General features: G+C 73.7%; 5 protein-coding genes and 1 tRNA gene. 4 read left to right on the top strand and 2 right to left on the bottom strand.

All coding sequences use genetic code 11. The features are described from left to right. Positions 1 to 20,784, bottom strand: coding sequence for a non-ribosomal peptide synthase/polyketide synthase (locus IEZ21_RS01570; RefSeq protein ID WP_281399365.1), 20,784 nt, complete (start codon positions 20,782 to 20,784; stop codon positions 1 to 3). A gap of 412 nt (positions 20,785 to 21,196) precedes the next feature. Here IEZ21_RS01570 and IEZ21_RS01565 point away from each other — a divergent pair, with 412 nt between their 5' ends. Beyond that, positions 21,197 to 21,388 carry a hypothetical protein gene (locus tag IEZ21_RS01565; RefSeq protein WP_189320066.1) on the top strand — a complete coding sequence of 64 codons (192 nt, stop codon included), beginning with the start codon at positions 21,197 to 21,199 and terminating at the stop codon, positions 21,386 to 21,388. A 328-nt stretch (positions 21,389 to 21,716) separates the two neighbouring features. Continuing rightward, a complete protein-coding gene (locus IEZ21_RS01560) occupies positions 21,717 to 21,926 on the top strand; it encodes a hypothetical protein (protein WP_189320065.1) in 210 nt (69 codons plus the stop codon). 219 nt (positions 21,927 to 22,145) lie between these two features. Here the strand turns inward: IEZ21_RS01560 and IEZ21_RS01555 are convergent. Then, positions 22,146 to 22,218: transfer RNA gene (locus IEZ21_RS01555), tRNA-Arg, on the bottom strand. A gap of 311 nt (positions 22,219 to 22,529) precedes the next feature. Between IEZ21_RS01555 and IEZ21_RS01550 the strand changes: the two genes are divergently transcribed. After that, a complete protein-coding gene (locus IEZ21_RS01550) occupies positions 22,530 to 24,137 on the top strand; it encodes a dynamin family protein (RefSeq protein ID WP_189320064.1) in 1,608 nt (535 codons plus the stop codon). 5 nt (positions 24,138 to 24,142) lie between these two features. Next, the gene (locus IEZ21_RS01545) at positions 24,143 to 26,134 is read left to right on the top strand and encodes a YfjP family GTPase (RefSeq protein ID WP_189320063.1); all 1,992 of its coding nucleotides are present in this window, start codon (positions 24,143 to 24,145) and stop codon (positions 26,132 to 26,134) included. Positions 26,135 to 26,231 lie beyond the last annotated feature (97 nt).

Here is a 26,231-nt window from a genome sequence, read left to right as displayed (position 1 = left end):
TCAAATCTCCCAGTCCGAGGCCAGTTCGTCCTCGAACTCTTCAATCTCGCTCTGTGTGATCTCTATAAGCCCCACGTCGGTGGGGGTCAGGCCGCCCGCGTCGGGCCGCTGGGCGTGCTCCACCAGAGCGGTCAGCGCCTCGAACCAGCCGTCGGCGAGCGCGCCGACCTCGTCCTCGGTGAGGACTGAGGCGGCATACGTCCACGTCGCCCCCAGACGCGGCCCGTCGGCGCTCTCCTCGATGTACGCGTTGATCTCGACGGCGTGGGCCAGCGGGGTCGCCGGGTCCTCGCCGTCGGGGCGCGGGGCGTCGGAGGCCACCGACCAGTCGCCGGTCTCCCCGGGCAGGAACCGGCCCAGGTAGTTGAAGCCGATCCCGGCGCTGCCGAGTCCTTCGAAAGCGGCCGCGGTCTCCGGGTTGAGGTAGCGCAGCAGCCCGTAGCCCAGGCCTTCCGAAGGCACGGCCCGCAGCTGCTCCTTGACGTGCTTGAGGACGGTGCCGGCGGCGTGGCCGCCCGCGAACGCCTCGTCGAGATCGACGCCTGCGGTGTCCAGGAGCACCGGGTACAGGGCGGTGAACCAGCCGGTGGTGCGGGACAGGTCCGAGACGCCCTCGCGTCCGCGGCCGTGGCTCTCCACATCGATCAGGACGGAAGCGTGGGTGTCGCGGCGCCTGCGAGCCTCGGCCAGGGCGAGACCCGCGAGCAGGACGTCGTCCACGCCCGCCCCGACCACGGCCGGGGCCGTGGTGAGCAGGTGCCCGGTGACCTGGGTCGGCAGCGTGCGGCGCAGCCGCCGCGCGTCGGCGAGCACATCCACCGCCGGGTCCAGCGGGCGCGAGCCCAGCTTGGTGCGTCCCCGCCGCAACGTGCCGGTCCAGTGGTCGAGTTCGGCCAGGGTGCGCGGCGCGGCGGCGCGCTCCGTGGCCCGCTCGGCCCAGCGGCGCAGTGAGGTGCCGCCGGAGTCGAGCTCGGGCTCGCGGCCTGCCAGCACATCACCCCACGCCCGGAACAGGTCGGGCAGCAGGATGCGCCAGGAAACCCCGTCGATGGCCAGGTGGTTGACGGCGACCAGGAGCAGCCCGTGCCGCTCGCCACGGTCGAACCAGACGATCTCCACCATGGCGCCGTCGGCCGGGGAGAGCCGGCCGACGGCCGCCTCGCCGTGGGCGCGTACCGCCTCGGTCAGTTCGGCCTCGGAGAGGTCCGTGGCATCCACCCTGCGCACCCGGTCCTCGGCCCGTACGGCATCCGGCTCGGGGACCTCGACGCGCCAAGTGGCCGCGTCGCCGGGGTCGTTGACGGCCACCGTGAGCCGCAGGCTGTCGTGGCGGGCGAGCAGCGCCCCGATCACGGAGTGCAGCCGGTCCAGGTCGAGCTCGGCGGGCGCGCGCAGCACGGTGGTCTGGTTGAACCGGTCCACCGGGACCCGCCGCTCGGCCAGCCAGTGCAGCATCGGCCAGGCGGGCAACTCGCCGACGGGCTCATCCGGTTCGGCGCCCCCGGGCTCCTCGGCCACCGCTGCGGCCCGGGCGAGTTCGGCGACGGTCCGGTGCGTGAAGACGTCGGCGCCGGTGATCCTGAGGCCCTCCCGGCGGGCGGCGCTGACCAGTTGGATGGCCATGATGCTGTCGCCGCCGAGATCGAAGAACGCACTGTCCGCGTCGACGGCCCCCTCGGGCAGCCCCAGGGTCTGGGTGAACAGCCGGACCAGGATCTCCTCTTCGGTGTTCGCGGCGGCCCGGCCGCCGGCGCTGCCGAACTCGGGTGCGGGCAGCGCCTTGCGGTCGAGCTTGCCGATCGCGGTGAGCGGCAGTTCGGTCAGTTCGACGATCGCCGCGGGCACCATGTAGTCGGGCAGGGTGCGGCCCAGGTGGGCGCCGAGCGCGGCCCGGTCGTAACCGGGTTCCGCCACCGTGTAGGCGACCAGGCGCTTGTCGCCCGGCCGGTCCTCGCGGACGATCACCGCGCAGGCGGTCACCCCGGGTCCCGCGGCGAGCGCTGACTCGATCTCGCCGAGCTCGATACGGAAGCCGCGCAGCTTGACCTGCTCGTCGGCACGCCCGGCGAACTCGACATGGCCGCCTGCCGTCCAGCGGGCCAGGTCGCCCGTGCGGTACATCCGGGTGCCGGGCGTGCCGTACGGGTCGGCGACGAACCGGTCGGAGGTGAGGTCCGGGCGGTTCCAGTAGCAGCGGGCCAGGCCGGAACCCGCCGCGTACAGCTCGCCGGTGACGCCCGGCGGCACCGGCCGCAGCGCGTCGTCCAGGATGTAGTGGCGCATGGCGTCCAGGGAGCGGCCGATCGGGACGCTGTGCGAGCGGGGGTCGAGCGCGTCCGGGTCGACGCGGTGGGACAGCGCCATCACGGTGACCTCGGTGGGGCCGTAGGCGTTGACGACCTGCAGGCCGGGGGCGTGCTCCAGGACGCGGCGCACGGCCGTCCCCGACACCACGTCACCGCCGGTGGCGACCTGGCGTACGGCGGCGAACGCCTCCGGGATCTCCTGGGCGAGCACCCGGAAGAGACCGGCGGTCAGGAACAGCGAGGTGATCCCGGAGTCCGCGATCAGCGCCCTGAGGCCCGTGACGTCCAGGTCGCCGGGCGGTGCCACGAGCACCTCGCCGCCGCGCAGGAGCGGCACCCAGAACTCCAGGATGGAGGCGTCCCAGGCGTGCGGGGAGTGCAGCGGTACCCGGTCGGTGACGCCGTCCCAGCAGCGGTCGGCGGCGAGTTGGACGATGTCCCCGTGGCAGATGGCGACGCCCTTGGGCAGGCCGCTGGAGCCGGAGGTGAACATCAGGTACGCGAGTCGCTCCGGGGTCACCGTCACGGCGGGTGCCTCGGCGGGCAGGGATGAGGTGTCCGCCTCGGCGTGCACCAACTCGGCCCGGACGTCCAGGCCTTCGGCCCGCTGACGGCGCGCCTCGTCGACGACGAGGAGCGGTGCCTGCACCTGGTCGAGGAGCCACACCAGGCGCTCGTCGGGGTTGGCCGGGCTGAGCGGCACGTAGGCGCAGCCCGCCTTGACGATGCCGAGCAGGGTGACGGCCAGCGCCTCCGAGCGCTCCATCAGCACGCCGATCCGTGCCTCGGGGGTGACCCCTCGGGCCAGCAGGGCGTACGCGAACCGGTTGGCGCGCGCGTCCAGTTCGGCGTACGTGAGGGTGGTGCCGGCGAAGGTGACGGCGGGCGCGTCCGGGTGCTCGGCCGCCCGGCGGGCGATGGTCTCGGGCAGGCTCGCCGGGGCCACCGGGGCGGCGTTCTCCAGCCAGCTGCCGAGAATGTGCTCGCGCTCACCGTCCACCAGCACATCATGGGCGGAGACCGGGACCTCGGGCCGGTCGGTCAGGACGTCCAGGAGACGCACCAGACGGCGGGCCATCCGGCTCACCGTGCCGGCGTCGAACATGTCGGCGCTGTACTCGACGGCACCGCTCCATTCGACCGGGCTGCCCTGGTCGTCGAGCCGTTCGGTCAGGGTGAAGGTGAGGTCGAACTTGGCGACCGAGGGCGCCACCGGGCGCGGGTCGACTGTGAGGCCGGGCATCCCGGCGACCTCGGCCAGGGCCGCGCCGCCGGCGCTGTCCAGGCTGAGCGCCACCTGGAACAGCGGGTGGCGGGCGGCGGAGCGCTCCGGGCGCAGCGCCTCCACCAGACGCTCGAACGGCACGTCCTGGTGGGCGAAGGCGGCCAGGTCGAACTCGCGCACCCGGTCGACCAGTTCGACGAAGCTCGGGTCGCCGGACACGTCGGTGCGCAGCACCAGGGTGTTGACGAAGAAGCCGACCACGTCGGCGAGGGCTTCGTCGGAGCGGGAGACCACGGGCGAGCCGAGCGGGATGTCGGTGCCGGCGCCGAGCCGGGACAGCAGGGCCGCGAGTGCGGCCTGCACCACCATGAACGGGGTGGCCCTGAGCTCGCGGGCCACCTGGCCGACGCGCTCGTACAGGTCCTGCGGCACGGCGAAGGTGTGCCGCCCGGCACGGTGCGGTCCGACCGCCGGGCGCGGCCGGTCCACCGGCAGCGTGAGCTCCTCCGGCAGCCCGCTCAACGCCTCGGCCCAGTAGCCGAGTTGCCGCGCCATCTCGCTGCGGTCTCCGTCGTCTGCACCGTCGCCGAGCAGCTCGCGCTGCCACAGGGAGTAGTCGGCGTACTGGACGGGCAGCGGCTCCCAGGCGGGGGCCGTCCCCTTGAGGCGGGCCGCGTAGGCGGCGGCCAGGTCCTTGGCGAGTACGGGCATGGAGGTGCCGTCGCCCGCGATGTGGTGGACCACGACGAGCAGCACATGCTCCTCGGGGCCGACCTCGAACAGCCGGGCGCGGATGGGGACTTCGGCCGTGAGGTCGAAGCCGGCGGCGGCACCGGCGGCGATCCGCTCGTCGAGGTCCTCGGCGTGCACCCGCACGACCGGCAGGTCGACCAGGACCTCGGGCAGCACCCGCAGCCAGGCATCTGTGCCTTCGCTGCCCCGGTCGTCGACCAGGGTGCGCAGGCTCTCGTGCCGGGCCACCACGTCCCCGAGCGCCTCCCGCAGCCGGTCTGCGTCCAGGGCGCCGGTCAGCCGCAGTGCGATCGGGATGTTGTAGGCGGCGTCGAGTCCGCTGAGCCGGTCGAGCAGCCACAGGCGCTGCTGTGCGGGCGAGAGCGGGATGCGCTCCGGGCGAGGCCGCGCGGTGAGCGCGGGTCGGCCGCCGCGTTCGGCGCCTGCGGCGCGGCGGGCCAGGGCGGCAGGGGTCGGCGACTCGAACAGGTCGCGCACCCCGAGCTCCGCACCGAGCGCCGCCCGCACCCGGGTGACCAGGCGCATGGCGAGCAGTGAGTGGCCGCCCAGGTCGAAGAAGGAGTCGTCCACCCCGACCTGGTCCACACCGAGCACCTCGGCGAAGGCGTCCACGAGGAGTGCCTCGGCCGGGTTCGCGGGGGCGCGTCCAGCGGCGCGGGTGGGTGCCTGCGGGGCGGGCAGCGCCTTGCGGTCGAGCTTGCCGTTGACGGTCAGCGGCAGCCGGTCGAGCACGACCACCGCCGAGGGCACCATGTGCGTCGGCAGCGCCTCGGCGGCCGCCTCGCGCAGGGCGGCACCCTTGGCCCGGTCGGCCGCGGAGCCGGTGACCACGTACGCCACCAGGCGCCGGTCGCCCGGGTTGTCCTCGCGGACCACGACGGCGGCCTGAGCCACTTCCGGCAGCGCGAGCAGCACCGACTCGATCTCGCCGGGTTCGATGCGGAACCCGCGCACCTTGACCTGTGCGTCGGCCCGGCCCAGGTATTCGAGCGAGCCGTCGTGGCGGCGTCGGGCCAGGTCGCCGGAGCGGTACATCCGGGTGCCGGGCACGCCGAACGGGTCGGCGACGAACCGGCCGGAGGTCAGTCCGGGCCGGTGGGCGTAGCCGCGGGCCACGCCCGCGCCGGAGACGTACATCTCGCCGACGACGCCGACCGGGACCGGCCGCAGCCGCTCGTCCAGGACGTGCACTCCGAGGTCGGGGATGCCGACGCCGATGGCGCCGACCACCCCGGCGCGCACCTCGTCCGCGGTCAGCGCGCGGTGGGTGACGTGCACGGTGGTCTCGGTGATCCCGTACATGTTGACCAGGACCGGGCTGTCGTCGGCGTGCCGCTCGTACCAGGGCAGCAGGCGGGCCGGGTCCAGGGCCTCGCCGCCGAAGACGACGTAGCGCAACGCGAGGTCGGCGCCGCCCGCCTCCTCGTCGGCGCGGACCAGTTCGTGGAAGGCGGACGGGGTCTGGTTGAGGACGGTGACCCGCTCCCGCTGCAGGAGCTCCAGGAAGGCGGCGGGCTCCCGGCTGACGGCGTGCGGGACCACCACGAGCCGGCCGCCGTGCAGCAGCGGGCCCCACAGCTCCCACACCGAGAAGTCGAAGGCGTAGGAGTGGAAGAGGGTCCAGGTGTCCTCGGCGCCGAAGCCGAACCAGTGGTCGGTGGCGTCGAAGAGGCGCAGCACGTTGCGGTGGGTGACCACCACGCCCTTGGGGGTGCCGGTGGAGCCGGAGGTGTAGATGACGTACGCGGCGTGGTCGGCGGCGACGGGCGCCGGGTCGGCGGAGTCGCGTCCGGCGAGGTCGGCGATGACGCCCTCGTCGTCCAGGGCCAGCCAGGTCTCGTCGCCGCCGAGGGCGGTCACGGTGGCCCGGGTGCCGACGGTGACCACCGGCCGGGTGTCGCCGAGCAGCAGGGCCACACGCTCGGCCGGGTAGGCCGGGTCGACCGGCAGGTAGCCGGCGCCGGACTTGAGGACCGCGAGCACGGCCGCCACCAGGTCGGGCACCCGGGGCAGGGCGAGGGCGACGAACCGCTCGGGCCCGGCGCCCCGTTTGCGCAGCAGCGCGGCGAGCCGGTTCGCCCGGGCGTTGAGCTCCGCGTACGTCAGGGAGCTCGCCCGGCCCTGCTCGTCCTCGCCGGTGACGGCGACGGCGTCCGGGTGGGCGGCGGCGGCCGCCTCGAAACGGCGCACGATCGTGTCGTCGGCGGCGATCGGCCGATACGGCTCGGCCGGGGTGTGCGCCCAGTCGGTCAGCAGCAGGTGCCGCTCGTCCTCGGCCAGTACGTCCAGGTCGGTCACCGGTCGGGCGGGCTCGGCGAGGGCGGCGCCGAGCAGCCGGACAAAGCGCTCGCCCAGGCTCGTCGCGGTCGATGCGTCGAACAGGTCGGCGCTGTACTCCAGGTCCACCTCGATGCCTGCGGGGGCGTCCTCGGCGGTGTGCCGCGGGCGCAGGTGCAGTACGAGGTCGAACTTGGCCGCGTCCAGGGTCAGTTGGAGCGGCTCGACGGCGAGACCCGGCAGGTCCTCCAGAGCGTTCAGGGCGCGGGTCTCGTCGTCGCCCCATTCGACGACCACCTGGAACAGCGGGTGGCGTCCGGCGGAGCGCTCCGGGCGCAGCGCCTCCACCAGGCGCTCGAACGGCACGTCCTGGTGGGCGAAGGCGGCCAGGTCGGTCTCCCGTACTCGGCCCACGAGTTCGGCGAAACTCGGGTCTCCGGACACGTTGGTGCGCAGTACCAGGGTGTTGGCGAACAGACCCACCACATCGGTCAGGGCCTCGTGGGAGCGGCCGGCGATCGGGGAGCCGATCGGGATGTCGGTGCCGGCGCCGAGCCGGGACAGCAGGGCCGCCAGCACGGCCTGCACCACCATGAACGGGGTAGCCTTCAACTCGCGGGCCGCACGGGCCAGTTCGCCGTGCAGGTCGGCCGGGATCTCCAGGCGGTGGCGGCCCGCGCGGTGCGGTCCTGCCGCCGGGCGCGGCCGGTCGGTGGGCAGCGTTAGCTCCTGTGGCAGCCCGGCGAGCGTGGTGCGCCAGTGGTCGAGCTGCCGGCCGAGCACGGAGTCCGGGTTGTCCTCGGCGCCGAGCACGGACCGCTGCCACAGGGCGAAGTCCGCGTACTGCGGTGCGTTGCCCGGGCCTTCGGGCGCGGCGTCGGCGAGGCGAGCGCGGTAGCCGGCGACGAGGTCGCGGGCGAGCACCGGCACGGAGGCGCCGTCCCCGGCGATGTGGTGGACCACGACGAGCAGCACGTGCTCCTCGGCGCCGACCGTGAACAGCCGGGCGCGGATGGGCACTTCGACGGTCAGGTCGAAGGGGCGGGAGACGGCCGTGCGCAGGGCGGCGTCCAGTTCGTCGGCCGTGACCTCGGTCCGCTCGAGCGGCAGGCCGGTGGACACGATGCGCTGGTACGGTCCCTCCTCGTCCTCGGCGATCTGGGTGCGCAGACTCTCGTGCCGGGCCATCAGGTCGTCGAGGGCGGCGGCGAGCGCCGCCTCGTCGAGGACGCCGGTCAGACGCAGCGCCATCGGGATGTGGTACGCGGAGTTCGTGCCGTCGAAGCGGTCGAGGAACCACTGGCGCTGCTGGGCGTAGGACAGCGGCAGCCGGTCCGGGCGGGGCAGGTCACCGGGGGCGTCGGCGGCGGCGCGCGGGCCGCCGGCGGCGAGGCGGGCGAGTTCCCGGACGGTGGGCGTCTCGAACACCTCCCGGACGCCGAGCTCCGTGCCGAGTACGGCGCGGACCCTGGCGACCAGGCGCATCGCGAGCAGCGAGTGCCCGCCGAGGTCGAAGAAGGAGTCGTCCACCCCGACCCGGGCCACGCCGAGCACCTCGGCGAAGACCTCGGCGAGCAGCTCCTCCATGGGGCTCGCGGCCCCGCGCCCGGTGCCGGTGTCGTAACGTGGGGCGGGCAGGGCGGCCTGGTCCAGCTTGCCGTTGACGGTGACCGGCAGCCGGTCGAGGACAACGACGGCGGCCGGGACCATGTGGTCCGGGAGCACCTCGCGCAGCCGGGCGCGCAGCACCTCGGGCACCACCGCGGCACCCTCGACGGGCACCGCATAGGCGACCACCCGGCGGTCGCCGGGCCGGTCCTCGCGGACGACGACGGCGCTCGCGGCGACCTCGGGAGCGGCCACTACGGCGGCCTCGATCTCGCCCGGCTCGATGCGGAAACCGCGCAGCTTGATCTGCCGGTCGGCGCGGCCGACGTAGACCAGCTGCCCGTCCTCGCGCCAGGCGACCTGGTCGCCGGTGCGGTACATCCGGCTGCCCGGGGCACCGAAGGGGTCGGCGACGAACCGCTCGGCGGACAGCGCCGGCCGGTCTAGGTAGCCGCGCGCCAGGCCCGCGCCGGACACGTACAACTCGCCCACGACACCGACCGGGACGGGCTGCAGATGCGCGTCGAGAACGCGGACGGCAAGTCCCGGCAGGGCAGTGCCGATGGGCGGCACGCCGAACCCGGACAGCAGGGCGCTCATGGTGGCGCACACGGTCGTCTCGGTCGGACCGTACGCGTTGACCATGTGGCGGTCGGCCGACCAGAGTTCGGCCACCTGCGGCGGGCACTGCTCACCGGCGACGGCCAGGCTGCGCAGGGTCGGCAGGTCCGCAGGCCGTAGTTCGCGCAGAGCGGCCGGCGGCAAGGTGGCGTGGGTGACGCCATGCTCGGCGACGGTGCGCGCCAACGGGGCACCGGGCAGCAGCTCCTCGCGCGAGGCAAGGACCAGGCGGGCGCCGGCGAGCAGGGTGACGGCCACCTCGGAGACGAAGGCGTCGAAGCTCGGCGAGGCGAACTGGAGCACCCGGCTGTCCTCGGTGACGTCGAAGCCGACGCGCTGGGCCCGGGCCAGGCCGGGGATGCCCGCGTGGGTGACGACGACGCCCTTGGGGCGGCCGGTGGAGCCGGAGGTGTAGATGACGTACGCGGCCTGCTGGGGGCGGATGGGCCGGGCGAGTCCCTCGCCGGACAGGGCGAGCAGGTCCAGGTCGAGCGCGTCCAAGTCGATCCGTGGCAGCCCGGTCTCGGGAAGCGCGGTGCCGGCCGTGGTGAGGACCAGTTCGGGCGCGGCGTCGGCCAGGGTCTGCGTGATCCGCTCGGCCGGGTGGGCCGGATCGACCGGCACGAACGCGCCGCCCGCCAGGGCGACCGCGTGCAGGGCCACCACCATCTCGACCGAGCGCGGCAGCACGATCGCCACCCGCTTCTCGGTGTCCACGCCGGCCTCGGCGAGGACCCGGGCCAAGGCCCCGGCCCGGTCGGCGAGTTCGTGGAAGGTGAGAGTCTGCGCACTGGTGACAAGGGCCGGCGCGTCGGGCGTACGACGGACCTGGTCGAGGAAGAGCTCGGGCCAGGTGCCCGGGCCCGCGGCGTCTTGGGGACCGTGGCCGAGTGACAGGAGGCTGGCCCGGGAGGCAGGGGTGTGCCCGGAGATCCGGCCTACCGGGGTGGCGGGCTCGGTGACGACGGTGTGCAACATCTGGGGCAGCAGCTCGGCGATCTGCCCCATCCGCTCCTCGGTGAGCACGTCGGGACGGTGGTGCAGGCGCAGCCGCAGGCCGTTGGCGCTCGGGCCGGCCTCCATGGCGAGGGCGTAGTGGGTGACGGCGTGGTGCGCGACCTCGCCGGCCTCCAGACCGGCGCGGTGGGCCACCGCCGTCAGGGCCGCCACGTCCAGCGGGTAGTTCTCGAACACCATGGAGGTGTCGAAGAGTTCGCCGTGCCCGGCGAGGCGCTGGATGTCCACCAGGCCGAGGTGGTGGTGCTCCACCAGCCGGGCCTGCTCCAGCTGCAGCCGGCGGGCGAAGGCCCCGACCGGCTCGTCGGCGCGCAGGATCGCACGCAGCGGCACGGTGTTGATGAAGAGGCCGATCATGTCGGCCGCTCCGGGCAGGTCGGCGGGCCGGCCGCTGACTGTGACGCCGGTGACCACGTCGTCCCGGCCGGTGAGCCGGGCCACCAGGAGCAACCAGGCTGCCTGGACGAGGGTGTTGACGGTGACGCCGAGGCGGCGGGCGGCGGCCTGCACGTCAAGTCCGTCGATGGCGAGGTCGAGCTGGCCGGCCTCCTGCCCGGCCGGGGCCGGGCCGCCGGACAGCAGGGTGCCGCCGTCCAGGCCGGCCAGGGCCTGGCTCCAGGCGGCACTCGCCGCCGCACGGTCCTGGCGGGTGAGCCATGCCAAGTGGTCGCGGTGCGGCCGGACTTGGGGCAGCGGGTCGCTCAGGTAGCAGGCCATCAGCTCGCGCATCACGATCGGCATGGACCAGCCGTCACGGATGCTGTGGTGGGCGGAGACGACGAGGGTGTGGCGCTCGCCGATGGAGGCCAGCGTCCAGCGGATCAGGGGTGCGGAGGTGATGTCGAAACCGCGTCGGCGGTCGGCCGTGCAGACGGCGTCGAGGTCGCCCGTGTCGGCCAACTCGACCTCGGTGAAGTCGAGTTGGGGGTCGCGGAGCACCACCTGAACGGGCGTGCCCTGAGAGGTGCGGCGGAACGCGGCCCGCAGCGTGGGGTGGCGGCGCTGCACCTCGGCGGCGGCGGCGCGCAGCCGGGCGCGGTCCAGGGAGCCGGTCAGCTCCACGCGGAGCTGGGAGATGTACGGGTCGTCGGCACCGTCGCCGTACTGGTGGTGGAAGAGCAGGCCCTCTTGGAGCGGGGCGAGCGGCAGCAGCTCGACCACGTCACCGTCCGCCTCCAGCTCCCGTATCTCCGCCTGCTCCAGCGGGATGAGCAGGTCGGACGGGGTGTGGCCGCCGGCGCTCGGGCGCGCGCCATGGGCGGCGAGGCCGCGCAGGGCGGTGCCCCACAGCTCGGCGAGGCGGGCCGCGTCGGCGTCGGAGACCAGGGCGCGGGCCCAGGTCCAGGTGGCGACCAGCTCCGGCCCCTCGGGGCCCTCGTGCGCCGCGACGTTGACTTCGACCGTGTGTGAGAGCGGCACTTCGGGGGCGTCGTCGGCGCCTACGGAGGCCAGTTCCCAGCCGGGGGCGAGTGCGCCGGCCAGGCTCACGCGGCCCAGGTAGTTGAAGCCGAACTGCGCCTCGGGGAGCTCCGCGAACAGCGGCGCCGTACGCGGGTCGCTGAAGCGGGCGAGACCGTGGCCGATGCCCTGACGCGGAGTGGCACGCAGCTGTTCCTTGACGGCGCGCAGGGCGTCACCGGCGGCGTCCGCGCCCGTCAGGACGGCGCGCGGGTCGCCCGCCCGGGTGTCGAGGCGTACGGGGTGGGCGACGGTGAACCAGCCGACGGTGCGGGAGAGTTCGGCTCCCGGGACCAGGTCCTCGTGACGGCCGTGGCTCTCGACGTCCACCAGCAGGCCGGCCCGGTCGCCACGCCACAGTGGCACGGCGGCGGCGAGCGCGGTCAGGAGTACGTCGTCCGGGCCCGCGTGGAAGGCCGCGGGCAGATCCGCGAGCACCGCGCCGGTCACGTCGGCGGGCAGCCGCAGGGTCAGCCGTCCGGCATCGCCGCGCAGGTCGAGGCCGGGGTCGAGGGGGCGAGGCCCGATCAACGGGTCGCCCGCCGCAAGCAGTTCGCGCCAGTGGTCGGCGTCGTCGGTGGGCAGTGCGGTGACCTCACGGGCCCAGTGGGCGAACGAGGTGCCCACCGGCGCCGGGTCGGGCCGGCCGCCCGCGGCGACGGCCTCCCAGGCCGCGGCGAGGTCGGGCACGATGATCCGCCAGGACACACCGTCGACGGCCAGGTGGTGCACGACGAGCAGCAGTCGCCCGGCACGCTCGGCGCCCCGGTCGAACCAGACGGCGCGCAGCATGCGCCCGGCGGCCGGGTCGAGGCTGTCGCGGGCGGCGCCGGTGTGCTCGGCGACGAGGGCGGTGAGCTCCTCGTCGGAGGCGTCTCTGCGGGCGTCGACACGGGTCAGCAGGGAGTCGGCGAGGGCCGCGGGCCCGTCCACGCCCACCGGCGTGACGGTGAAGCCGTCCGCGTCCGCGACGCGCATCCGCAGGGCCTCGTGCCGCTCCAGGACGGCGCCCAGGGCGGCGGCCAGGTGCTCCCGGGTGGTCGCGGGCAGGGTCAGGGTGACCGACTGGTGGTACTGGGCGTATCGGCCGCCGCGGGCGACCAGGCGGCGCATCAGGGGCAGCAACGGAGCGCTGTCCGGCCCCTGTTCGGTGAGGGCGTCCGACGCCGACCCGTCTTGTTCCGCCAGGGCGGCGGCGAGTCGGGCGGGGGTGCGGTGCTCGAAGACGTGCCGGGCGGAGAACTTCAGCCCCGCGGCACGCGCACGGCCCACCAGCTGGATGGACATGATGCTGTCGCCGCCGAGGGTGAAGAAGTCGTCCTCCACGCCGACGTCGGCACGTCCCAGCACATCGCGGAACAGCCCCAACAGGCGCTCCTCCAGCGGGCTGCGTACGGCCTGATCGGCCAGTGCGGCCGCCAGCCGCGCCGGCGTGCGGTGCTCGAAGACGTGCCGCGCGGAGAACCTCACTCCCGCGGCCCGGCCCCGTCCGACGAGCTGGATGGACATGATGCTGTCGCCGCCGAGCGCGAAGAAGTCGTCCTCCACGCCGACGTCTTCACGGCCCAGTACCTGCCGGAACAGGCCGAGGAGACGCTCCTCCAGATCGCCGGAGGCCGTACGGGTCGCGGTGCCGGTGGTGACGGCGGGTTCGGGCAGGGCCGCCCGGTCCACCTTGCCGTTGGGGGTCAGCGGCAGCTCGTCGAGGACCACGAAGGCGGCGGGCACCATGTACTCGGGCAGCGCCGCGCGCATCCGCGCCTCGACCTCGGCGGTGTCCACGCCCTCGGGCGCCACCAGGTAGCCGACCAGGCGGGGTTCGCCTACGGAACCGCGGACGGCCGCGGCGGCGCGCCGGACGCCGGGCACGGCCTCGGCCGCCGCCTCCACCTCGCCGAGCTCGATACGGAAGCCGCGCACCTTGACCTGGTCGTCCACGCGGCCCAGGTACTCGATGGCGCCGTCTGGGCGCTGCCGGGCCAGATCACCGGTGCGGTACATCCGGCTGCCGGCCGGGCCGAACGGGTCGGCAACGAACCGGTGCGAGGTCTGGCCGGGCAGGCCGAGGTAGCCGCGGGCCAGTCCCTCGCCGGCGAGGTACAGCTCGCCGCGGGCGCCGGCGCGTACCGGCCGCAGGCCGCTGTCGAGCAGGTGTACACGGGCGTACGGGAAGGACCGGCCGATCGGGACCGGGCCGTCGGGCAGCGGCTGCCCCGGCTCGATCCGGTACTCCATGACGTTGACGGTCGCCTCGGTCGGACCGTAGGCGTTGATCACGGTCGCCTCGGGGTGCGCGGCCCGCCAGTCGGCGAGCATTTCGCCGCGCAGCGCCTCGCCGCCGACCACCAGCGTCCCGGACGGGGACACCTCCTCGGGCAGCGTGTCGAGGAGCCGCAGGTGGCTGGGTGTGCCCTTGAGGAAGGTGGGGCGTTCGGCCCCGATCGCGTCCGGCAGTTCGGCCAGGTGCACCTGGCCGCCCGCGACCAACGGGGTGTACAGGCAGGTGACGGTGAGGTCGAACGACACCGAGGTGTGCGCGAGGGCGAGGCCCGCCGCGTCCGGGTAGGCCTCGGCCGCCCGGCTCAAGTAGGCGCCCAGCGCCCGGTGTTCCACCACCACGCCCTTGGGCCGGCCAGTGGAGCCCGAGGTGAAGATGACGTACGCGGCGTCCTCGGGGAGGGGAGTACGGCCGACCGCATCGGCCTCGGCGGCGGTGGGCCGTACGGTGGCGAGACCCTGAGGCGTGAGGTCCGGATCGGTGGTGACGGCCAGCGCCGGAGCGCTGTCCTGGAGGATGACGGCGATCCGCTCCGTCGGGTAGGCCGGGTCGACCGGCACATAGGCGGCACCCGACTTGAGGACGCCGAGCAGCGCGACCGGCAGGTCGACCGAGCGCGGCAGCATCACCGCGACCAGGCGGCCGGGACCGGCGCCGCGCTCGATCAGCTCGGCGGCCAGGGCGTTGGAGCGGCGGTCGAGCTGCCGGTAGGTGAGGCTCTCGCCGCCGGCGAGAACGGCCGGCACGTCCGGGGTGCGGGCCACCTGCGCGGCGAACAGCTCGGGCAGGGTCGCGGCCGCGGCCGACCGCGCCTGAGCACGGTCCGTCGGCGCCGCGGCCGCGGCCCCGGCGAGGCGGGCAAGCGGCAGCTCGGGAGCGGCGACGAAGGCGCGCAGGGTCGCGAGCAGCTCCGCACTGGCGGCCAGCGCGGTCTCCTCGGTCACCAACTGCGGCTGGTGGCGCACCCGCAGCCGCATCCGTTCACCGGGTTCGACGACGACGCTGATGGCGAAGTGGCTGCCGTCGCGGACCCGGGCGTCGGCCAGTTCGAGCCCGGCGGCATGTGCGGAGGCGGTGATGGCCGCCAGGTCCAGCGGGTAGTTCTCGAAGCTGAGCAGGGTGTCGAAGAGCTCGCCCATGCCCAGGGCGCGCTGGATGTCGCCGAGGGCGACGTGGTGGTGGTCGAGCAGCGCGGACTGCTCGCGGCCGAGCCGGACGGCGAGGTCGCCCAGACTCTCACCCGGGTCGAGCCGTACCGACAGGGGCACGGTGTTGATGAACAGGCCCACCAGGTCGCCCGCGCCGGGCAGCTCGGCCGGGCGGCCGGCCACGGTGACGCCGAACAGCGCCTCGTCGCGGCCGGTCAGGCCGCGCAGCACGATCGCCCAGGCAGCCTGCACCAGAGTGTTGACGGTGACGCCGTGCCGACGGGCGACGGCGGCGAGGCCCGTCGTCTCCTGCGCGGTCAGCAGGTGGTCCTGCCGGACCGGCTCAAGCACCCGGGCGCCCTGCCCGGTGGCCACCCGCGACGGCTCGGTCACCTCGGCGAGCGCGGCCCGCCACACCTCCAGCGACGTGTCGGTGTCGGTGCCGCCGAGCCAGGCGAGGTGGTCGCGGTAGCGGGCCTGGTGACCGGCCTCCTGGGGGGCACCCGAGTCCCCGGCGCCGTACTCGGCGAACAGATCGCGGGCGACGATCGGCAACGACCAGCCGTCCACCACGATGTGATGCATGGTCAGGACCGCGGAGCCGGTGCCGTCGGCCCGGCGCACCGCCGCCGCCCGCACCAGCGGCGGGCGGGTCAGGTCGAAGCGGGTGGCACGGTCCTCGTCCAGGAGCGCGGCGAACGCGGCGTCGTCGGCGACGGCCACCTCCCGCACCGGCACGCTCGGTGCCTCGTACACCAGCTGCACCGACCGCTGGTCCTCGGTGGTGCGGAAACCGGCGCGCAGCGCCTCGTGCCGGCCGAGCACCCGGTCCAGGGCGGCGCCGAGCCGAGCCGTGTCCACCGGAGCGGCGAAGTCGAGGACGACCTGCAGGGTGTACGGGTCGGCGTCGGCGTCGTCGAAGGCGTGGTGGAAGAGCAGCCCCTGCTGGTTCGGCGAGAGCGGCAGTACGGCCTCCACGCCGGGCTCGGCGGCCAGGCGCGCGGCCTTCTCGGCGGAGACGGGCAGCGGGATCCGCTGCGGGGCGGCGGTCGGCTCGTAGGCTGTGCACACCTCGGCGAGCGCGGCCACGGTGCGCCGCTCGAACAAGTGGCGGAAGCCGAACGAGACGCCACGGGCGCGGGCCCGGCTGAGCAGCCGGAAGCCGAGGATGCTGTCGCCGCCGAGCGCGAAGAAGTCCTCGTCGACACCGACCGCATCGAGGCCGATCACCTCCGCGAAGAGTGCGCACAGCAGCTCCTGGAGCGGGGTCTGCGGACCACGTACGGCCGCGCCCGCGATCACCGGAACGGGCAGCGCGTGCCGGTCGATCCCACCGCCGGGAGCCGGCGGCAGGGTGTCCAGGGTGACCAGGACGGACGGGACCATGTAGTCCGGCAGGGCCGCGGCCACGGCGTCCCGCAGGTCCGACGGGTCGGTGGTGGCGCCCCGGCGCGGCACCACGTAGCCGACGAGGCGGCGCTCGCCGGGAGTGTCCTCGCGGACGACGGCCGCGGCACGCACCACGTCGAGGTGGGCCGCGAGCGCGGCCTCGACGTCGGCCGGGTCGAACCGGAAGCCGCGCAGCTCGACCAGGTCGCGCCGGTCCTCACCGGCGACCGGCTCGCGGTCGGGCACCAGCTCGCCGACCAGCGTGCCGGGGGCATTGGCGAGGCGGGCGAGGGTGTCGTTGAACCGGTCGAGGAGGACCTGGGCGGTGCCCGGCTCGAACAGGTGCGGGCGGCAGGTGAGTCGGGCGGCCAGCCGCTCGCCGGGCACCGCGGTGAGGGTGAGCGGGTAGTGGTTGACGTCGGTGACATCGGCGGCGCCGGCCACCAGGCCGCTCTCCCGGGCCACGGCCTCGATTGCGTCCCGGTCCACCGGATAGTTCTGGAAGGCGACGAGGGTGTCGAAGAGGCCGGCGACGCCGGCTGCCCGCTGCACCTCGACGAGCGGCAGGTACTGGTGCGCGAGGAGGTCGGCCTGGTCGTCCTGGACGGCGCGGGCCACCTCGGCCAGGGTGCGGCCGGGGCCCGGACGGGCCCGCAGCGGCACGGTGTTGACGAAGAGTCCGGCCATCTCGGTGACGCCCGGCACTTCGGCGGGGCGGCCCGCCACGGTGATGCCGAACACCACGTCGTCCTGACCGGTCAACTCGCGCAGCGCGACCGACCAGGCGGCCTGCACCAGGCTGTTGACGGTGACGCCCAGCTCGCGGGCGGTCCGTTCCAGGCGCGCGGTGGTCGCCGCGTCCAGGGCGCTTTCGAGGCGTACGGAATCCTGCGTACGGCCGTCGCCGGAGCCGCCCACCAGGGTCGGGCGGACCCCGGCCAGGGCCTCGCCCCATACGGCGGCAGAGTGCTCGTGGTCACGGCCGGCCAGCCAGCCGAGATGGTCGCGGTAGGGCCGGGGCTCGGGGCCGACCGGCCCGCCCCGGTAGGCGCGCAGGGTCTCGCCGAGCAGGATCGGCACCGACCAGCCGTCGAGGACGAGGTGGTGGCAGGTCACCACGAGCCGGTGCCCGTCGTCGAGGCGCAGCAGGGCCGCGCGCAGCAGCGGCGCGGACGCGAGGTCGAAGGGCTCGTCGGCCTCCGCGCGCAGCACCGTGTCGATGTCGTCCGCACGCCCGCGCAGGTCGTGGACGCGCCACGGCACGGCAGCCCGGCGGCGCACCACGAGCACCGGCCGGCTCACCTCTTGGTGGGCGATCCCCGAACGCAGCACGGGGTGGCGGGCGATGACGGTGTCGAGGGCGGCGCGCAGCCTCTCGGCGTCCACCTCGCCGGCCAGGTCGAGGCCGATGTGGACGGTGTAGACCTCGCCGCCTCGGCCGGCGGTGAGGCTGTGCACCACCAGGCCTTCCTGGAGCGGCGTCAGCGGCAGCACCTCCTCGACCTCGGGGTCGGCGAGCAGAGCGGTCAGTTCGACGTCCGGCAGCGGCGCGGGCAGCGCCGGCGCGGGCGCTTCGTTCGCTCCCGGGACGCCCAGGGCACAGGAGGGGGCGAGGCGGGCGACGGTCCGGGCCCGGAACAGGTCCCGGATCGCCACGGTGATGCCCTCGCGGGCGGCGCGGGAGACCACGCGGGTGGCCGAGAGCGAGGTGCCGCCGAGCGTGAAGAAGTCGTCGTCGACGGTGACGGAATCCAGGCCGAGAACCTCCGCGTAGAGGCCGCACAGCCGCTCCTCCAGCTCGGTGCGCGGGGCCCGCCCGTCGGGCAGAGAGACCCGCACGGGCGCGGGCAGGGCGCGTCGGTCCAGCTTGCCGTTGGGCGTCAGCGGCAGCGCGTCCAGGACCACAACGGCGCCGGGGACCATGTACTCGGGGAGGCGCTCGGCGAGGTGGGAGCGCAGGGCCGGGGAGTCGCCCTCCGGGGAGACGATGTAGGCCACGAGGCGCTTGTCGCCAGGGCGGTCCTCGCGCATCAGCACGGCGGCCCGCTCGACCGGCGTGTGGGCGAGCAACGCGGCCTCGATGTCGCCGAGTTCGATACGGAAGCCGCGCACCTTGACCTGGTGGTCCAGGCGGGACAGGAAGGTGAAGGAACCGTCCGGCTCGACCCGCACCAGGTCGCCGGTGCGGTACATCCGGGTGCCGGCCGGACCGTACGGGTCGGCGACGAACCGCTCGGCGCTCAGGCCGGGACGGCCCCGGTAGCCGCGGGCCACGCCGTCGCCGGCGATGTACAGCTCGCCGCTGTAGCCGGCCGGGACCGGGCGCAGCGCCGTGTCGAGCACGTACACCTGGGTGTTGAGGATCGGGGCGCCGAGCTTCACCGGCCCGCCGTCCCGTTCGACCGGTGCGGTCATCGACCAGACGGTGGTCTCGGTGGGTCCGTACATGTTGGTGACGCTCGCGGCGTGCTCGGTCAGCAGGTTGGCCAGGGACTGTGGCAGGGCCTCGCCGCCGGTCAGCACGCGCACCCCGGCGAAGACCTCCGGACGGGTCTCGATCAGCGCCTGCCACAGACTGGGGGTGGCCTGGACGACGGTGATCGCCTCGTGCTCGACGACGGTCCGCAGGGCGTCCGGGTCGAGCACCTCGTCACGGCTCGCGAGCACCACGCCGGCACCGGCCAGCAGCGGCTGGAAGATCTCCAGGACGGCGATGTCGAAGCTCACGGTGGTGACGGCGAGCAGTCGATCCTCGGGCGCGACCGGCACCGTACGGGCCATCGCGGCCAGGAAGTTGTCCATGGGGGCCCGCTCCAGGGCCACGCCCTTGGGACGGCCGGTGGAGCCGGAGGTGTAGATGACGTACGCGGTGGACCGGCCGTCCTGCGGGCGGCCGAGTGGGCTCGGGTCGCCGGCGGACCAGTCCACCGTGTCGAGCAGCAGGGTGGGCACCCCGTCCGGGGCTTCGGTGCCGGAGGTGGTGACGAGCAGCTCGGGGCTCGCGTCCTCGAGAATCATCCCCCGGCGGTCGGCGGGGTGTTCGGGGTCGATGGGCAGATAGGCGCCGCCGGTCTTGAGCACGGCGAGGAGGGTCACGATCAAACCGGCGGTACGCGGCAGCGCCACCCCGACGAGCCGCTCGGGGCCGACGCCGCGCGCGGCCAGCCGGTGGGCGAGCCGGTTGGCTCGGGCGTCCAACTCGGCGTAGGTGAGCGTCTCGTCGGCGCGCAGTGCCACGGCGTCGGGACTCGCGGCGGCCTGCCGCTCGAACAGCTCGACGAGGCCGCCGGGCGCCTGGCCGGCGGTGTCGTTGGGGGCGTGCAGCAGCCGGTCGGCGGTCGCGGGGTCGAGCAGTTCGGCACGGCCGAGAGGAGCACTGGGGGCGGCGGCCAGCGAGGCGAGCAAGGTCAGGAACCGCTCCTGGTGGGCTTCGAGCGCATCCTCCGAGTACAGCTCGGGGTTGGCCGCGAACTCCAGGCGGACGTCCCCGTCGGCGGGGTCGCCGTAGGTGGCCACCGCCAGGTCGGCCACGGGCCCGTTGGACAACTGACGGGGGGTGGCGAGCACGTCGCCGAAGCGGACCCGGGCGTCGAACGACATGGCGTTGACGGCGGTGCCGAACAGGGCGGCATCGGTGCCGGTGAGGTCGTGGGCCTGGTGCAGTTCCTCGCGGCGGAACCGCTGCGCCCGCAGTAGCGCGCCCAGTTCGGTGCGGACAGTGCCGACCAGTTCGGCGAAGGTGGTGTCGGGGGTGACCGTGACGCGCAGCGGCAGGTCGTTGGCGAGCATCGACGGGGTGGCCAGCGCGGCCGGAGTGCGGCGGGCGGCCACCGGGATGCCCAGGACCACGTCGTCGACGGAGAGCATCCTGTGGTGGTACACGGCGGTGGCGGCGGCGATCACGGTCGGCCAGTGCCCGACCGAGGTGAGCGCGCTGGTCAGCTCGCTCGGCAGGTCGGTGTGGCGGCGCAGGGCGCGGGGGGCCGGGCTGGCCGCACCGTCGGCGAGGGTCTGGCGCTCCTCGGCCCCGGCGAGACGACCGAGGAGGAAGTCGCGATCGCTCGCGTGGTGCGGAGAGTCGCGGTAGGCGCGCTCCTCGGCCACGAGCTCGTCGAGCCCGCGGCGGCGGGCCGGGGCGGGCTCCTCGCCGGCGGCCAGGGCGGTGTAGACACGGGCCAGGCGGTCCAGGTAGCGGGTCTGCCCGAAGCCGTCGAGGACGATGTGGTGGTAGCGCAGGTAGAAGAAGTGCCGCTCGTCCGAGAGAACCAGCAGGGCGTGCCGGAACAGGGGACCGGCTTCGAGGTCGGCGACGGTGGCGAGATCCCGGTCCATCCAGGCGCGGGCAACAGCCTCCGGGTCGGCCTCGGCCCGCAGGTCCACCAGGTCCACCGTGGCGTCCACCTCGGCACGGACGATCTGGAACACCTCGCCGTCGTCACCGAACCGGGACCTCAGCGTGTCGGTCTCGGCCACCGCGCGGATGACGGACCTGCGCAGCACCTCGATGTCGAGGGGAACGGAGTCGAAGTGAACGGCGCACTGGTAGAGCGGGCTCTCCGGTTCCAGCCGCTGAGCCACCCACACGCCGAGTTGAGCGGCGGTGACCGGCAGGCGGACATCGTTTCGAACCTCGGAAAGTGCCAACCGACTCACGCTCCCAGAACGGTGTACCAGTGCGGACCACAGCGGAGGCGTCGGCCCCATAACGGCGTGACGCTCCGAGCGGAGGATTCCGACGCCGCCTATCTCGCCCCTATAGGTGGCGGGACTCGGCCGGGGATCTTGGTTGCGCCGTGCGGCGGAAAGCGGCCCGGACACAGCCGGGACGTGCCGGTACTGCCGGATGGCGCGGGTGACACCAGGGAGGTCGGCCACCAGCCGCATCCGTCACCCGCGGGCCACAACTTCGGGGACACCGCCGACCGGCTGTCAGGTCTGGAACCGCAAGGCCCACAAAAAGCGCGGCAACAAGCTCAACCCTGTGTTTCGAATGGATCTGGTTCCCCGCACCCCGCGCACGAGCGCTTACCTCGTCCGCCACCGCGACGACGTCCGTCACCGCAACGCCGACTGGTTCCACCAGTGCCCAAAGGCTCTGGGGGTAGCGAGAAGACCCTTGTCAACGCGGTCCACTGGTTCTTCAGGAGCGCGCTCTCGATCCTCGCCGACCGAACGGCTCCACGAAGAGATCAAGACCATCGAACGCCGCAAGGAAGGGCTCCTCGACGCCGACGGCAACGACGAACAGAACACCGCCCTCATCGCCTTGCTGCCCCAACTCGGCCTGAGCCTCGCGAATCTCGCCTGACGCAGCAAGCAGGCTGCTGAGTTTGTCGAAGGTGGGCCCGCTGGTCCTCGCCTGCGCGGCGGCCTCGTCGTGGAGTTCGGCCAGGGCCTTCTCCGCGCTCGGGCCTCCCGCAGGACGCGGTCCGACAGCCGCTCGGGACGCGGGGAACGGCGTACGGGCTTCTTGCCGCCGCCCGGCTTGCGGCGGCCCTCGTCGGCACGCCACCGAGTGTGGCAGAGCGGCGCAGGGCGCAGACCCGGTGGCCGAGGATAGTCCCCGCCGGGGTGACTGCGGTCGAGTTCGGCGGACTCCGGCGCCCGGCCTTCGACGCGCCGGGAGTCTGCTTTTCATGAAGGAACCGCCGCACGCCCCCGAAGGGCCGCCCGCGGCGCCGGAGAAATCCCAGCCGCGCCGCAAGCGTACGCGTCCCCTGACTGTCCAGAGCCAGTTCCTCGCCATGGAGGGAGCTGATGGCGGGGTACTTCAGTGCTATCAGATCCAGGCGATCCGGGCCGCGCTCCGATGGCTCGTCGAACATCCCGACATCGGCACCCAGTAGGGCACGCGGCATCGACAACCAGCCCTTTTGCGCGTGTCACCGTAGGACTCGAACCTGCGGCTCGGGCTGGTGTACCCGCTGACCTGCGCATTCCTGCCGTGACATGGGTAGGGCCTCGGCGTCTGCGCCCCACGAGGCGCACACGACCTGTCGCGCTACCGGGGTCTACTCATGGTCTTGACCCGCGGCTCTCCATGAAACGGCTAGCCGCAGGTTGGGCGCCCCCGGCAGGACTCGAACCTGCGGCCAAGCGCTTAGAAGGCGCCTGCTCTATCCACTGAGCTACGGGGGCCAGGTGTGGTGGCCGGTGGCACTGATGCCCGGGTGTGGGCGGATCCGTGACCTTGCCGGGGACAAGGATAGGGCTCCCTTGCCCTGGTCCCCGGTGCTTCGCCTCCGTGGCTCAATGTGGAGGTTCGGTGAAGCGGTCCTGATAATCGCAGGCAGGTGCGATTCATGCATCGCTTTTGGCGTCTCGCGCCCCTGGTGTTGTGTACTCGTTATGCCTGCGCCCCAGTCGCCCCTTCCGCCCCGTGTGTCCGATCGGCGCGCAGATATAGCCATATGCTTCAGAAAGCCTCCAAAATTGGGCATTCTTCGCATGTGGTGACCTTGGACGTACGGCCTCAGTTGCTCGACGCACTCTCCGCCCTGCGCGATCGTGTCGCCGCCGCACGCTTCCCGCTGCCCCTGGCGGGGGCGCCACGCGCGCGTGCCAACCGCGATGAACTGCTCGCACAGCTCGACGATTATCTGGTGCCCAGGTTGCGGGATCCCGAAGCGCCGTTGCTCGCCGTTGTGGGGGGCTCCACCGGAGCCGGAAAGTCGACTCTCGTCAACTCCCTTGTGGGGCGCCGCGTCAGCGAGGCGGGAGTGCTGCGGCCCACGACGCGCACTCCGGTGCTGGTGTGCCACCCGGAGGACCACCACTGGTTCAGCGGAATGCGCGTACTGCCCGACCTCACGCGCGTATGGAGGCCACAACCGGAACCCAGAGGCGAGCTGCCGCAGCCGAGCGGGCACCGCGCGCGCGTGCTGCGCATCGAAACAGCCGACACCCTCCCGCACGGGCTCGCACTCCTCGACGCACCCGACGTCGACTCCCTGGTGGCCGACAACCGTGTCCTCGCCGCCGAGCTGATCTGCGCCGCCGATGTATGGATCATGGTCACCACGGCCGCGCGGTACGCCGACGCCGTGCCCTGGCATCTGCTGCGTACCGCCAAGGAGCATGACGCCAGCCTCGTCACCGTCCTCGACCGCGTGCCGCACCAGGTGGTCGCCGAGGTGTCGCGGCAGTACGGCGCCCTGCTCACCAAGGCGGGGCTCGGAGACGTACCCCGCTTCACCGTGCCCGAGTTGCCCGAATCCGCCTGGGGTGGGGGGCTACTTCCGGCCACCGCCGTGGCGCCGCTGCGGACCTGGCTCACGCATCAGGTGCAGGATCCAGAGGCTCGGTATCAGATGATGGCGCGTACGGCGTGCGGGGTGCTCGACTCGCTGAATACGCGGATGCCCGAACTGGCCAATGCCGCGGCCGCGCAGCACGCCGCCGCGCTGCATCTCACCGCTGCCGTCGACAGGGCGTACGACCGCGAGCACGCGCGCGTGCGGGCTCGTTTGCAGGCCGGAGCGGTGCTCGCCGGGGACGCGTTGAAGCGGTGGCGCAGCTATCCACTGGACTGCACCGCAGGTGAACTGCTCGACGCGCTCGTCGAGAGCCTGGCCGCGCTGCTGGTGTGCGCCGTCGCCGCCGCCGACGAGCGCGTCGACGAGGCCTGGCGCCGCGAACCCGCCGCGGGCGTCCCCGGCCTGACGAACCGTGATCCGGGCGCGGAAAGCGCCGAGCACCGGATCGGGCTCGCCGTACGGCGCTGGCGGCGGGTCATCGAGGAGTACGCCGAGGAGGAGGTACGCCGCCTCGACAAGAGCACCGCGCCCGACGCCGAGGTGGTGGCCGCGCTGGTCGCCACCTCGCTCCTGGGTGGCCGACGGGCGCGGTCCGCGGGCGAGCGCCTGGCCGAACGGATCAGCGCGCACAGCGCTCTGCGGCTGCGCGACCGGGGCGGGCGACTGCTCACGGAGTACGTCGACAAGACGCTGCGCGCCGAACGAGAGCGGCGGCTCGCCCCGCTCGACGCCCTCGACGTACGCCCGGAGCCCCAGGCCGGACTCATCGCCGCGCTGTCCGTACTGCAGAAGGAGAGGTGACCGCGATGACCGCCGCCACGGATCACAGGGATCACTCCGACCACACCACAGACGACGAGGGACTTGGGGACGGCGACGGTGAGCACGCGCGCGTGGAGGACGATTCCGTACAGGAGGACGCTCGGGTGACAGGTGATTTCGACGGGCACGCGCGCGTGGAGGGTGCTGGGGAGTCCGCTTCCACGGAGCCCTTTGCGCCCATGGAGTCGATGAATTCCATGGAGTCCGCGGACACAGGCGCAGGCGCAGGCACAGACACAGGCGTAGGCGCAGGCACAGAGACGGACTCCGGAGGCTTCTGGGACGACGGGCTGATCGCACGGCGCGTGTCCGCGACGGACGAGGGACAGGGACAGGTCGTACGGGAGCCGGTCGGGGAGCCCTGGTCGCCGCCCGTGGCTCCTCTGGTGTACGACGGGACGCTACGGTCTCGTCTCGACGCACTGCGCGAACTGGTGGGCCTGTCCCGGACCCGGCTCGACAGCAAGACGCTCGCCGAGGCGGGGCGGGTCCTCGACGCGGCGGCGGCGCGACGCCGGCTCTCCGGACAGCACACCGTCGTCGCCATCGCCGGAGCCACCGGCAGCGGCAAGTCGCAGCTCTTCAACGCGCTCGCCGGAGTGGCCATTTCGGAGACCGGAGTACGCAGGCCGACCACCGCCGCGCCCATCGCGTGCAGCTGGAGCGACGGCGCCGCGACGCTCATCGACCGGCTCGGCATCCCGGGACGGCTGCGGCGGCGCCCGTTGCAGAGCCCGGAGGCCGAGGCGCAGCTGCGCGGGCTCATCCTCGTCGATCTGCCCGACCACGACTCCGCGGTCGTCCAGCACCGCGAGCAAGTGGACCGCATCCTGAAACTTGTCGACGCGGTCGTCTGGGTCGTCGATCCGGAGAAGTACGCCGACGCCGTGCTGCATGAGCGCTATCTGCGGCCCATGGCGGGACACGCGGAGGTCACCTTCGTCGTGCTCAATCAGATCGACCGACTGCCCGGAGAGGCCGCCGACCTGGTCCTCGACGACCTCAGGCGATTGCTCGACGAGGACGGGATCGCGCTCGGCGAATACGGCGAACCGGGCGCGAATGTGCTCGCGGTGTCCGCTCTCACCGGGAAGGGCATCGGCGAACTGCGCGAGGCGCTCGGCCACTTCGTGGCAGAACGGGGCGCCGCGGCCCGCCGGATCTCCGCCGACCTGGACTCGGCGGCGGCGCGGCTGTGGCCCGTCTACGCGAACAGACAGTGGGCCGGGCTCAGCGAGGAGGCGCGCGACGAGTTCGCCGACCGGCTCGCGGACGCGGTGGGCGCCACGGCCGCAGGAGAGGCCGCCGAGCGCGCCTGGTGCCGCCACGCCAACCGCGCCTGCGGTACACCCTGGTTGCGGCTGTGGCGCTGGTACCAGGACCTGCGTGAACCGCCGACCGGGCGCCAGGCCGTGCGGCCGCACGCCGAGGAGGAGGCCACCGCGCGCCAGCGCGTGGAGCAGGCCGTGCGTACGGTGGCCGAGCAGGCGTCCACCGGACTGCCAGGGCCCTGGGCGCAGGCGGTGCGCGAAGCGGCCGTACGAGGATCGCAGGAGCTGCCCGAGGCGCTGGACGAGCTGGCGGCAGGGGCCGGGACTCCGGCCGGGCGACCGCCGCGGCCCGGCTGGTGGCCGGTGGCGGTGCTGGCGCAGGCGTCCATGACCGTCCTCCAAGTCATCGGCGGACTCTGGCTGCTGGGGCAGATCATCGGCTTCATGTCACCGAATCTCGGGGTGCCGGTGCTGCTGATGGTGATCGGCATCGTCGGCGGTCCTGGCATCGAGTGGGCCTGCAAGCTGGCGGTACGCGGGCCGGCACGACGGTACGGGCAGGAGGCGGAACGGCGATTGCGGGAGGCGGCCGCGGCGTGCGGTCGGGCGCGGGTGCTGGATCCGGTGGCGGCGGAGTTGCTGCGATACCGGGAGGTACGGGAGCAGTACGTGCGAGTCACGGGGGCCGGAACCCCGATCGGGTGACGGGGTTGTCCACAACCGGGCGGTAGCCCACAGCGCTCAGCGGGCTCGGGCCGGCGGAGGCAGTCTGGGACGGCGGCGATCACAGCGCGATCGTCGC

This window comes from Streptomyces flaveus (genome assembly GCF_014647675.1).
Lineage (GTDB): Bacteria > Actinomycetota > Actinomycetes > Streptomycetales > Streptomycetaceae > Streptomyces > Streptomyces flaveus.
This window is presented reverse-complemented; position numbering and strand designations above follow the sequence as displayed.